This is a genomic window from Brevundimonas sp. (assembly GCF_035561115.1).
Taxonomy (GTDB): domain Bacteria; phylum Pseudomonadota; class Alphaproteobacteria; order Caulobacterales; family Caulobacteraceae; genus Brevundimonas.
In genome coordinates this window covers 1-11,554 of the sequence record NZ_DATMYH010000039.1, presented here as the reverse complement: position 1 = coordinate 11,554, position 11,554 = coordinate 1, and the positions used below count along the sequence as shown (strand labels likewise).

Genomic DNA, 11,554 nt, shown 5'->3' with positions numbered 1-11,554 from the left:
CTCCGGCGAGGATGGCGCCGGCGGGCAAGGTCGAGAGGAAGGTGCGACGGCGCATGGTGGGCTCCCTGAACTGAGGAGGGGACCCTAACCGCTTCGCCAGCGGTGGGAAGCCCGATCCGTTCTCACCGCAGCCGGATGACGCGCGCCGCGATCAGGAGTAGACTGGATGCGCACGGAGACGTTGTCATGCTGTCGCTTCTGCTGATGCTGGTTTCAGATCCATTGGCGACGGGCGCGCCGGTTCCGCCGTCAAATCCCGAGATTCGCCTGAGGGTGATGGACGGCCTGAACGTGGTCCGTTGCGACGGCGGCGGGTACCAGCGGATCGAGCAGCCCTCCGAGGGGCCCCGGGAACTGCGGCCCGATCTGACCTGGAGGCCGAACGGCGAGGTCCGGCGCTATCTGCTGCTGGATCGGACGGTCAGGGGCTGCCCCGCGCCGATTTCATACGCCGTTCCGGACGGGCAGGACGGCTTCATCCGGGAACTGGGACGCACCGCGCCGCCTGTCCGCTTCAGCCCCCCAGATCCAGCGAATAGCCCGCCGACCGCACCGTCCGGATCGGATTGACCGTGCCCTCGACGTTCAGGGCCTTGCGCAGCCGGCCGACGTGGACGTCGACGGTGCGGGCCTCGACATAGACGTCCGAGCCCCAGACCGCGTCCAGCAGCTGTTCGCGGCTGAACACCCGGCCCGGGTGCTGCATCAGATGGTCGAGCAGGCGGAATTCGGTGGGGCCGAGGTGGATCTCGTTGCCGGCGCGGCGGACGCGGTGGGCGACGCGGTCGATGACGATGTCGCCGTGATTGATGCGGTCGTCGGCCAGACCCGGACGGATGCGGCGCAGGACGGCGCGGATGCGGGCGATCAGCTCGCTCATCGAGAAGGGCTTGGTCAGATAGTCGTCGGCGCCGGTGTCCAGGCCGCGGATGCGGTCGCTTTCCTCGCCGCGGGCGGTCAGCATGATGATCGGCAGGTTGCGGGTCTCGGCCCGACCGCGGATGCGGCGGCAGACCTCGATGCCCGACAGTTTGGGCAGCATCCAGTCCAGCAGGACCAGGTCAGGCAAGCGCTCGTCGATCTGGAGCATGCCTTCCTCGCCGTCGGCGGCGACGACGACGCGATAGCCTTCCTTTTCGAGATTGTACGAGAGCAAGGTCGCCAGGGCGTCCTCGTCTTCCATCACCAGAACATAAGGCTGCACGTCGAACTCTCCGGTCAGTCGGGTTTCGTCGGGTCGGGCGTCGGGTCGCTGTCGGCAGTCTGGTCAGGACTCCAGCGGGGGCGTTCGCCGGTGAATTCCTGTCCCGTGATCTCGTAGTAGATGGTTTCGGCGATGTTGGTGGCGTGATCGCCGATACGCTCGAGGTTCTTGGCCATGAACAGCAGGTGGGTGCCGGCCGTGATCGTGCGCGGATCGCCCATCATGTAGGTCAGCAGTTCGCGGAACAGGGCGTTGTAGTGCTCGTCCACCTCGTCGTCGGTGTTCCAGACGGCGATGGCTCCGTCGACCTCGGCGGCGGCGTAGGCGTCCAGCACGTCGCGCAGCCGCATCGACACAAGTTTCCCCATCCGCTCGATGGACCGGGTCAGCGGCGGCATGGGATCGCCCTCGGCCAGGATCAGGCCGCGCTTGGCGATATTCTTGGCCAGGTCGCCGGTACGCTCCAGATCGACGGCCAGCTTCATCGAGGCCAGGGCGCGGCGCAGGTCGGAGGCGACGGGCTGGCGCAGGGCGATCAGGCGGATAGCCTTGCGCTCGATGTCGCGGTGCATGGCGTCGAGTTTGGCGTCGCGGTCGACCACGGCGCGGGCCAGGGCGATGTCGCGGCGGGCGACGCTGTCGACGGCGTCTGCGACCTGGGCCTCGGCCAGGCCGCCCATGCGGGCGACCTCGGCCGTCAGCTGGTTCAGTTCGTCGCCATAGGCCTTGACGGTGTGCTGGTTCATCAGCCGAACCTTCCGGTGATGTAGTCCAGCGTGCGCCGCTCGCGCGGATTGGTGAAGATGTCTTCGGTGTCGCCGGTCTCGATCAGGCGGCCCATGTGGAAGAAGGCGGTGCGCTGGCTGACCCGCGCGGCCTGGGCCATGGAGTGGGTGACGATGACGATGCAGTAGCGTTCGCGCAGCTCGTCGATCAGCTCCTCGATCCGGGCCGTTGCGATCGGGTCCAGGGCCGAGCAGGGCTCGTCCATCAGGATGACCTCGGGCTCGACCGCGATGGCGCGCGCGATGACGAGGCGCTGCTGCTGGCCGCCGGACAGGCCGGTGCCGGGCGAGTGCAGGCGGTCGGCGACCTCTTCCCACAGGCCGGCGCGCTTCAGCGAGGCCTCGACGACACTGTCCAGCTCGGATTTCGAGGCGGCCAGACCGTGGATGCGGGGGCCGTAGGCGACGTTTTCGTAGATGGTCTTGGGGAAGGGGTTCGGCTTCTGGAACACCATGCCGACGCGCGCGCGCAGCAGCACGGGATCGACCGATCTGGCGTTGATGTCCTCGCCGTCCATCTCGATGCGGCCGGTGACCTTGGCCCCCGGGATGGTGTCGTTCATGCGGTTCATGGTCCGCAGGAAGGTCGACTTGCCGCAGCCCGACGGACCGATCAGGGCCGTGACCGTCTTGTCCGGGATGTCCAGCGAGACGTCATAGAGGGCCTGTTTACCGTTGTAGAAGACCGAGACGTCGCGCGCGGCGATCTTGGTCGGGCCGACGGGGCCCGAGCTGTGCACGACCGGCGGCGCGGCGATGACGCCATGCTCGGCAGGCGTGCCGCCTTCGACGCCGTCGGGGGCCCGGAAGAGGTTGAATTTCATCGGGCTACCACCGGCGTTCAAAGCGCCGGCGCAGGAAGATCGCGGCGGCGTTCATGACGATCATGAAGGCGAGGAGGACAAGGATGGCGGCGGCCGTGCGCTCGTGGAAGGCGCGCTCGGAAGCGTTTTCCCAGATGTAGACGAGGGAGGGCAGGGCGCCGGTAGGCTCGCCGATACTGTGCGGAATGCCCGGAATGAAGCTGACCATGCCGATCAGCAGCAGCGGGGCGGTCTCGCCCAGGGCGTGGGCCATGGAGATGATGGCGCCGGTCATGACGCCCGGCATGGCCAGTGGCAGGGTGTGATGGAAGACGGTCTGGGTCTTGGACGCGCCCATGGCCAGGGCCGCCTCGCGGATCGACGGCGGCACCGCCTTCAGCGACGAGCGGGTGGCGATGATGATGGTCGGCAGGGCCATCAGGGCCAGGACCAGGCCGCCGACCAGCGGGCTGGCGCGGGGCAGATGCATCCAGTTGATGAACAGGGCCAGGCCCAGCAGGCCGTAGATGATCGACGGCACGGCGGCCAGGTTGTTGATATTGACCTCGATCAGGTCGGTGATCCGGCCGCGCGGCGCGAACTCTTCCAGATACAGGGCCGCGCCGACGCCCAGCGGGATGGCGATGAAGGCGGTGACCAGCAGCATCAGGGCCGAGCCGACCAGGGCGCCCAGCACCCCGGCCAGCTCCGGCTCGGTGGAGTCGCCCTTGGTGAACAGGCCGCTGTTGAAGTGGGCGGCGACATGGCCCGAGGCCTTCATGCGGTCGAGCCAGCCGATCTGTTCGTCGGTCAGGCGGCGCTGGTCGGCGGGGGTGTCGCGCGAAATCTCGTGTTTGAAGAACAGGTCGGCGTCGTCGGACACCGGCGCGGCGATCGGCACGGTCTGACCGATCAGGTTCGGATTGCCCTCGATGCGGGCGGCGGCAGCGAATTTCAATTCCGAGGAGAACAGGCTGCGCATCGCCGCGGCCTTTGAACCCTGGGCGTCGTCGACGACGCCGAAACGGGCCAGTTGCTGTTCGGCGACCAGCAGTTCGAAATTCGTGCCCTGGGGATAGGCGCGGTCGACGCGGGCCGGGTCCATATAGACCGGCACGGTGATCGTGTGGGTGTAGAAGGCCGTGTGGCCCTGTTCGATGATGCGGCCCAGCAGCAGCAGCAGGAAGCCGACGGCCACGCCGATGGCCAGCAGGCCGTACAGCCTGAACCGGCCCTCGCGGGCGTAGCGGCGCTTCAGGCCTGCGCGCAGACGTTCGGCGCGAACCTCGGGCGTGACGGTCGCGTCAGTCATACTGCTGCCGATAGGTCTGGACGATGCGCTGGGCGACGATGTTCAGCGCCAGGGTCACCAGGAACAGGGTCAGGCCGAGGCCGAAGGCGGACAGGGTCTTGGGGCTGTTGAACTCCTGATCGCCCGTCAGCAGGGTGACGATCTGGACGGTCACGGTCGTGACGGTGTCCAGCGGGTTCAGGGTCAGGCGTGCGGCCAGGCCGGCGGCCATGGTCACGATCATGGTCTCGCCGATGGCCCGCGACATGGCCAGCAGCATGGCGCCGGCGACGCCGGGCAGGGCGGCGGGCAGCAGCACCCGTTTGACCGTCTCCGACTTCGTCGCGCCCATGGCGTAGGAGCCGTCGCGCAGCGACTGGGGCACGGCGTTGATGATGTCGTCGGACAGGGAGCTGACGAAGGGGATCAGCATGATGCCCATGACCATGCCGGCGACCAGGGCCATCTGGTTCTGGACCAGCATCAGATACTGGCCGAGGCCGTCCAGCGGCCCGCCGACCAGCAGGGCGCCGATCTCGTTGAAGAAGACACGGAAGGCCGGACCCACGGTCAGGGCGGCGAAAAAGCCGTAGACCACGGTCGGTACGCCGGCGAGAATTTCGAGCACCGGTTTCACGACCGCGCGGAAGGCCGGTCCCGCGTACTCCGACAGATAGATGGCCGAGAACAGGCCGACCGGAGCCGCCACGGCCATGGCGATGAGCATGATCAGGAAGGTGCCGGCGAACAGCGGCAGGGCCCCGAAGGCGCCGGTCGACCCGACCTGGTCGGCGCGGATGGCGGTCTGGGGACTCCACTGGGTCCCGAACAGGAATTCCGTGATCGGCACGGAGGAGAAGAACCGGATCGAATCGTAGACCAGCGAGGCGATGATGCCGACGGTGGTCAGGATGGCCACGGCCGAGCAGACGAACAGCAGGCCGACGATCCAGCCCTCGACCCGGTTGCGCGCGCGCATGCCGGGACGGATCTGGCTGAAGACGAACAGGGCGCCGAGCAGTCCCGCCAGCAGCGCGGCTGCGCCGGCGCCGATATCCAGCATCAGGGCGATGCGGGCGGCGCGTCGGCCCTCCGCGGGCAGAAGTTCGGCATAGGGGGCGGGCCAGATCTGCACCGCCGGACGACCGGCGCCGACCGAGCGCGCATCGGCGAAGAAGGCCTCGCGCCGGAACGGCTCAAGCTGCTGAACCGCTTCGGGCGCGCCGGATGCGGTCAGTTGCTGCTGGATCGGGGCGGAGAAGACGGAGGCGGCGATCAGGATCGCCAGGGCCGGGACGGCGGTCCAGATCAGGGCGTAGGCGCCGTGCTGGCCGGGACGGGAATGGGGCCGCTGGCCCTCGCCGCGGCGTTGCGCCATCGCCCGGCCGCCGACATAGGCGGCGACGGCTGCAGCGATCAGGATCGGCAGGAAAAGCCAGGTCATGGGCGTCCGGGACAGCGGAATCGGAACGCGCGGTCTCCCGTACGCCCCGCCGCGATAACTGCCCGGGAATGGTCAGCGGATTACGACGGGTGAATGACAGTTCTGTTACGCTGCACGGCCCGCCGACGCGGCGGTGTCACACAGCCGTCGCGCGATCCCGGGGGGCGACGACCGGGAAATAGGCTGTGAACACGGCGCCCTGACCGGGCGCGCTCTCGACGGTGAGTCCGCCGCGGTGCCGGTTGACGATGTGTTTGACGATGGCCAGGCCCAGGCCCGTTCCCTGCCGTTCGCCGCTCTTCTGGCCCTCGACGCGGTAGAAGCGCTCCGTCAGCCGGGGCAGATGCTCGCGGGCCAGACCGGGGCCGTGGTCGCGCACGGTGACGGCGGCGTAGCGCTGACCACTCTCGCGGTCGGGCGTCACCAGGGGCAGCCGGGTCGCGCCCTCGCCGCGATTGCCGCCGGACCAGGGGGCGGAGGCCTCGTCGAGGGCGATGTCCGGCTGGATGACGATCTCGACCGTCCCGCCCGAGGGCGAATATTTGATCGCGTTGTCGACCAGGTTCTGGACCACCTGCAGAATCTCGTCGCGGTCCCCGTTCACCGGGGCGCTGATATTCCGGTCCTGCAAATTCACGACGACGCCGCGGTCCGCCGACAGCACGCTGACGGCGTCGACGACGTCGGCGGCGGCGCGGGCCAGATCGACCCGACCGGCGGGCGGAATATGCTCGTTCAGCTCGATGCGGCTGAGCGACAGCAGATCGGCGACCAGCCGGCTCATGCGATCGGCCTGGGCGGCCATGATGTCGAGGAATTTGTCCCGCGCCCTGGGGTCGTCCCGGGCGTGCCCCTTGAGCGTCTCGATGAAGCCCGACAGCGACGCCAGCGGCGTCTTCAGCTCGTGGCTGGCGTTGGCGAGGAAGTCGACGCGCATCAGTTCCATACGCCGCACGTCCGTCTCGTCGCGCAGGACCAGCAGCGCCAGGGTGCGGTCGTCCGCCGAGGGCAGGGGGCGGGTCAGGGCGCGCCAGTGCCGGGTCTGGGCGCCGACGCCGGCGTAGTCGGTGGTGCGGGTCAGGCCGCCGAACAGGGCTTCGTCCACCGCTTCCAGCACCGCCGGATCGCGCAACACCGGCACCAGCAGGGCGCCCTCGGCCTGGATGCGCAGCAGCTCGCGCGCGGCGGTATTGGCCAGGACGATGCGCCGGCCCGCAATGTCGTCCGCCTCTCCGCCCGACACCACCAGCACCGGATCGGCCAGGGCCTGGAAGACGCTGTCCAGCAGGGCGCGGTCCGAGGGCGGCTCCACCGCGGCCGCGTCCACGGGATTGGTCTCGATCCGGGGCCGGCGGTTGATGAGCCAGGTGGTCAGTCCGACCAGGACCGCGGCTCCGACCAGCCAGGCCGCCGTCGGCTGGAGAACCGCCGCTCCCAGAAGGGCGGCGATGGCGATGCCGGCGCTGGCGCCGACCGTCCACAGCCGGGATCCGGTCAGCGGCGCGACGGGCGAGGATGTGACTTCGTAGGGCATTCACGCTTTCGCTGGCGCGGGCGACTCGTATCCCGCGAACATGACACGGAATTCATGACAGGAGGGCGCCGATGGTCCTCGCGACAGGTTGTCAAACTTCCTTTACACTTCTATCCCTGAGGGCGACAGATCGAGTTCGGCCGGAGGGGACTATGGCGGCGGCGTTGACGCTGGACGGGGTGAGCAAGCGGTACGGGGATTTCCAGGCCGTGACAGACCTGAGCTTCCAGGTCGAGAAGGGCACGATCTGCGGCTTCCTGGGTCCGAACGGGGCGGGCAAGACCTCGACCATCCGGATGATCCTGGGCCTGCAGGGCGTGAGCTCGGGCCGGATCGAGATCCTCGGGGCGGACGACGGGCGCAAGGTGCGCGACCGCATCGGCTTCCTGCCGGAGGAGCGCGGTCTCTACAAGAAGATGACGCCCGTCGACGCCATCGCCTTCTTCGGCTCGTTGAAGGGCCTGCCGATCGGCGAGGGCCGCCGGCGCGCGAAGGAGATGCTTGACGCCCAGGGACTGGGCGCCTCGAAGCGCAAGAAGATGAAGGAGCTGTCCAAGGGGATGGCCCAGAAGGTCCAGCTGATCGCCTCGGTGGTGCACCGCCCGGAGTTCGTCATCCTCGACGAGCCGTTCTCGGGACTGGATCCCGTCAATCAGCAGGGGCTGGAGGCGGTGATCCGCGGCCTGGCGGCCGACGGCGCGACGGTGCTGTTCTCGACCCATGTGATGCAGCACGCCGAACGTCTGTGCGACAAGGTCGTGCTGCTGGCCCGGGGCCGCAAGGCGTTCGAGGGCACGGTCAGCGAGGCCCGGGCGACCTCCAAACGGTTCCTGGAGCTTGAGGGCGCCATCGATGCGTCCCAGGCGGCGGCCCTGCCGGGCGTCACCGGCGTCGAGGTCATGTCCGAGATCGACGGGGTGCGCGTGCTGAAGGCCGCGCTCGGCAAGGGCGGCAAGGGGCAGGAGGCGCTGAAGGCGGCCTTCCTTGGCGGGCTGGATGTACGCCGGTTCGAGCTGCGCGAACCCAGCCTGCATGACGCCTTCATCGGCCTGACGGGCGACAATCCCGACGTCGACCAGTCCAACAAAGCCGCGGAGGCCGTCCGATGAACCGCACCCTGCTGATCGCGCGCCGCGAATACGGCGCCTACGCCCGCACCGTGGGCTTCTGGCTGTCGCTGCTGGCGTTTCCGATGTTCGCGGTTCTGGGCGGCGCGGTGCCGCTGATGATCCGCTCGTCCGAGCCCGTCCGGGCCGTGGCGGTGATCGAGGAAGGACCCCAGGCCTCCGGTCTGGCGGCGGCGGTGCGGGATTCCCTTCGCAATGATGCGGAACGGCGCAATGCGCGGGCCCGGGAAGCGGCCGAGAAGGCCGCCGCCTCGGCGGGCCCGCAGGCGGGTTCGGGCATGGCGCAGGGGGCGATGGCCAACCTGTCCCGGCCCAGGATGCGGCTGGTCGCCACGCCGACCGACATCTCGGCGCTTCCGGCGGGGCCGGAGCAGGACGCCGCTGTGCGCCGCTGGCTGACCGACGACACGCCCGAGGATCAGCGGCTCGACGCCGTGGTGTTCCTGGACCGCGCGGACGGAAAGCCCGTGGCGCGGGTCTGGACCGCGCGGGCCACCGACGACACGGTCGAGGACTTCATCCGCGACGCCCTGAACTCGGCCAACCGCAAGACGGTGTTCGAGGCCGCCGGCATCGACCCCGGCGTGGTCGACCAGACCGAGGCCTTCCGCGCCGACGTCAGCGTCTTCTCGCCCAAATCGGCCAGCGGCGGGGAGGTCTCGTTCCGCGACAAGCTGCCGGCCATCATCGGCCTGGCCTCGGGCTTTCTGCTCTGGTCGCTGATCATCACCGGGGCCTCGATCCTGCTGAACAGCGTGATGGAGGAGAAGTCGAACAAGATCCTCGAGGTGCTGCTCTCCTCGGCCTCGGCCACCGAGATCCTGACCGGCAAGGTGCTGGGCGTGGCCCTGCTGACCCTGACGGTGCTTGCGGCCTGGGGCGGGATCGGCGCGGGCGCGCTGTTCTGGTTCGCGCCGGCGCAGGGCGGCATGGTCGGCGACATCCTGCTGAACGGCGGCATGCTGGCCTGGTTCGGCGCCTTCATGCTGGGCGGCTATCTGATGTACGCGGTGCTGTTCGCGGCCATCGGCGCCTTCTGCGAGACGCCGCGCGACGCCCAGACCCTGATGGGGCCGATCATGATGATCCTCGTCATTCCGATGATCACCATGCAGATGGCGCTGCAGACGCCGGACGCGCCGGTGGTGCGGATCATGTCGTGGATCCCCTTCTTCACCCCGTTCCTGATGATCGCGCGCATGCCCAGCGATCCGCCGCTGATCGAGGTCATCGGCGCCATGGCGGGCATGTTCGCCTTCGCCCTGCTGATGGTCTGGATCGCGGGCCGGGCGTTCCGGGCCGGCGCCTTGTCGGACGTGAAACTGACCTGGAAGGCCTTCGCCGGCGCCGTGCGGGGCGGGCGGTAGGACGCAATCCTTCTCCCCTTGCGGGAGAAGGTGGCGGCCCGAAGGGCCGACGGATGAGGGGTCTTGCCGACGGCGAGGGTAATCCGGCGATCGCTCAGGCAATCCCCGCGTGACCCCTCATCCGACCTCGCTTCGCTCGGCCACCTTCTCCCGCAAGGGGAGAAGGGCAGAATAGAAAAAGGCCGCTCCGGATTCCCGGAGCGGCCTTTTGATCTTCAGTTCGAAACGTCGACTTAACCGCGGCTCGGTCCGCCCACGCCCGGAACCCGGGGCTTCGGCGGCGGCAGAAGGCCTTCACGCTGCATGCGCTTGCGGGCCAGCTTGCGGGCGCGGCGCACGGCCTCGGCCTTCTGGCGGGCGCGCTTCTCCGAGGGCTTCTCGTAGTGCACGTGGCGCTTCATTTCCCGGAAGCTGCCTTCGCGTTGCATCTTCTTCTTCAGGGCCTTCAGGGCTTGATCGACGTTATTATCGCGAACGAAAATCTGTACCAGGTTGAACTCTCCTTTGGCCGCCCGCCGCGCACCTCGGAAGGGAGACGGGCAGACAAATAAAATCGTCTTCCGCGAACAGGGTCCGCGGATGAAGGCGGGCTGATACACGTTCGGCCCCCGCCTGTCCAGATCGTCGCGCCTCAATCTGAAGGGTCGAAACGCCCGCCGGGTGGGCATATGCTGTCGCCATGACCGATGCGCCACACCTGTCGAACGAGACGCCCGAAGGGGACTGGGGCGACCGGATGGAGCAATCCGTGCTGGACGCGGCCGTCCGCCTGTCGCCCGCGCTGGGCTGGAACAGCCGCATGGTGAGGCAGGCCTGCGCCGAAAACGGCCTGTCGCTCGGGGACGAGGAACTGCTGCTGCCGAACGGCGCGCGGGACCTCGCGGCCCTGCTGTCGCGGCGCCACGATGATCGGGCCTTGGCCGAGTTGGCCGAGATCGATGCGAAGTCGCTGAAGATGCGCGAGCGAATCGCCCGCGCCGTTTCGGCCCGGATGGAGGCCGGGGCCGCCGATCTGGAGGCGACGCGCCGCTGCGCCGCCTTCCTGGCCCTGCCGACCAACGCCGACCTCGGCCTGAAACTGGCGTGGGAGAGCGCGGACCACCTGTGGCATTGGGCGGGAGACACGGCGACCGACTGGAACCACTATTCCAAGCGGGCGATCCTGTCGGGCATCCTGATCCCGGCCCTGACCATGCGCTGGTTCGACGGCCGCGAGGCGGCGGAAGCCTTCGTCGCCGCGCGGATCGAGAACGTCATGGCTTTCGAGAAATGGAAGGCCGGCAAGGATTTCGACGCGCCGCTGCGGAAGGTGGCGGATGCGCTGAGCCGGATGCGGTACGGGGCGAAGGTTCCTTAGCGCTCCCTCTCCCATTGAGAGAGGGCCGGCTTGCGCCGGCAGCCACCCGTATTGAATAGTCAGGCCAATCAAGGGGGCGGATTGGAATGACGAAACAGCCACTGACCCCTCGGAACGTCGCGATGATCGCCTTATAGGCGGCATCGCCGTGTCGACTGTGGCCGCCTCAGCCTTCTACGCCACCCGCAAGCTGACCCGGGACGACTGCATCACTGTGACGACCCAGCTGGGCGAGGGACGCTCGCGTTCGGCCAAGACCTGTTCCTGACGGCCAAGGACTATCCGTTCAGCGCCGCGGTGGCTTCCAACCTGGCCCGGGCCTGCTCACCGGCCAGATTGTCCTCCAGCGCACGAGCCTTGCCGTAGCTGTAGCCGACAGAGAACGCGGTCAGAATGAACCCGGTGATGGCCGCCGCGATCACCACTCCGGTCGTGGTCCGGTGGGCCGCGTGATCGGCTGGCCGGTCCCGGGCCTTGCCCCGACCCCTCCATAACCGGATCGCCCCCAAGGCGATTGCGGCCCACATCAGGCCAAGAACCATCCAGAAATATGCGCTCATGGGTTGAGACTAGACCTGTACCTGCACCATCGGCAATCGCGGGAAGGGGACCCGGTAACGCCTCCGCCGACTTGGAGACTCT

At 68.4% G+C, this 11,554-nt stretch carries 12 protein-coding genes; 4 read left to right on the top strand and 8 right to left on the bottom strand.

Translation table 11 applies throughout. From position 1 onward, the window contains the following. Nucleotides 1–186 precede the first annotated feature (186 nt). On the top strand, nt 187–570 hold the full coding sequence (locus VN378_RS04995) for a hypothetical protein (protein ID WP_325741556.1): 384 nt from the start codon (nt 187–189) through the stop codon (nt 568–570). Here VN378_RS04995 and phoB read toward each other — a convergent pair. The 6 genes from phoB to VN378_RS04965 form a co-directional block, all read right to left on the bottom strand. Then, nucleotides 515–1,204, bottom strand: coding sequence for a phosphate regulon transcriptional regulator PhoB (phoB, locus tag VN378_RS04990; RefSeq protein WP_055830022.1), 690 nt, complete (start codon nt 1,202–1,204; stop codon nt 515–517). The two genes, VN378_RS04995 and phoB, sit on opposite strands and share 56 nt — an antisense overlap. Before the next feature lie 14 nt (nt 1,205–1,218). Then, the gene (gene phoU, locus VN378_RS04985; protein ID WP_325741553.1) at nt 1,219–1,950 is read right to left on the bottom strand and encodes a phosphate signaling complex protein PhoU; all 732 of its coding nucleotides are present in this window, start codon (nt 1,948–1,950) and stop codon (nt 1,219–1,221) included. Then, nucleotides 1,950–2,813 (bottom strand): phosphate ABC transporter ATP-binding protein PstB, encoded by an 864-nt coding sequence (gene pstB / locus VN378_RS04980; RefSeq protein ID WP_325741551.1) that lies wholly within the window; start codon nt 2,811–2,813, stop codon nt 1,950–1,952. Before pstB ends, phoU begins: the two co-directional genes overlap by 1 nt. Before the next feature lie 4 nt (nt 2,814–2,817). After that, on the bottom strand, nt 2,818–4,104 hold the full coding sequence (gene pstA, locus VN378_RS04975; RefSeq protein WP_325741549.1) for a phosphate ABC transporter permease PstA: 1,287 nt from the start codon (nt 4,102–4,104) through the stop codon (nt 2,818–2,820). Next, nucleotides 4,097–5,527, bottom strand: a complete 1,431-nt coding sequence (gene pstC, locus VN378_RS04970; protein ID WP_325741547.1) for a phosphate ABC transporter permease subunit PstC — start codon at nt 5,525–5,527, stop codon at nt 4,097–4,099. Before pstC ends, pstA begins: the two co-directional genes overlap by 8 nt. Before the next feature lie 136 nt (nt 5,528–5,663). Continuing rightward, complete coding sequence (locus VN378_RS04965) at nt 5,664–7,061, bottom strand: ATP-binding protein (protein WP_325741546.1); 1,398 nt, start codon at nt 7,059–7,061, stop codon at nt 5,664–5,666. A 152-nt stretch (nt 7,062–7,213) separates the two neighbouring features. Between VN378_RS04965 and VN378_RS04960 the strand changes: the two genes are divergently transcribed. Beyond that, entirely contained in the window at nt 7,214–8,170 is a 957-nt protein-coding gene (locus VN378_RS04960) for an ABC transporter ATP-binding protein (RefSeq protein ID WP_325741544.1), read from the top strand. Next, on the top strand, nt 8,167–9,555 hold the full coding sequence (locus tag VN378_RS04955) for an ABC transporter permease (RefSeq protein ID WP_325741542.1): 1,389 nt from the start codon (nt 8,167–8,169) through the stop codon (nt 9,553–9,555). The genes VN378_RS04960 and VN378_RS04955 overlap by 4 nt, the downstream gene beginning before the upstream one ends. 233 nt (nt 9,556–9,788) lie before the next feature. Here VN378_RS04955 and rpsU read toward each other — a convergent pair whose 3' ends face one another. Further along, nucleotides 9,789–10,046 (bottom strand): 30S ribosomal protein S21, encoded by a 258-nt coding sequence (gene rpsU / locus VN378_RS04950; RefSeq protein ID WP_056621430.1) that lies wholly within the window; start codon nt 10,044–10,046, stop codon nt 9,789–9,791. A gap of 188 nt (nt 10,047–10,234) precedes the next feature. On the opposite strand from rpsU, the gene VN378_RS04945 reads away from it, so the two are divergent. Further along, the gene (locus VN378_RS04945) at nt 10,235–10,912 is read left to right on the top strand and encodes a COQ9 family protein (RefSeq protein ID WP_325741540.1); all 678 of its coding nucleotides are present in this window, start codon (nt 10,235–10,237) and stop codon (nt 10,910–10,912) included. A 278-nt stretch (nt 10,913–11,190) separates the two neighbouring features. Here VN378_RS04945 and VN378_RS04940 read toward each other — a convergent pair whose 3' ends face one another. Then, the gene (locus VN378_RS04940) at nt 11,191–11,472 is read right to left on the bottom strand and encodes a hypothetical protein (RefSeq protein ID WP_325741538.1); all 282 of its coding nucleotides are present in this window, start codon (nt 11,470–11,472) and stop codon (nt 11,191–11,193) included. Nucleotides 11,473–11,554: the final 82 nt, after the last annotated feature.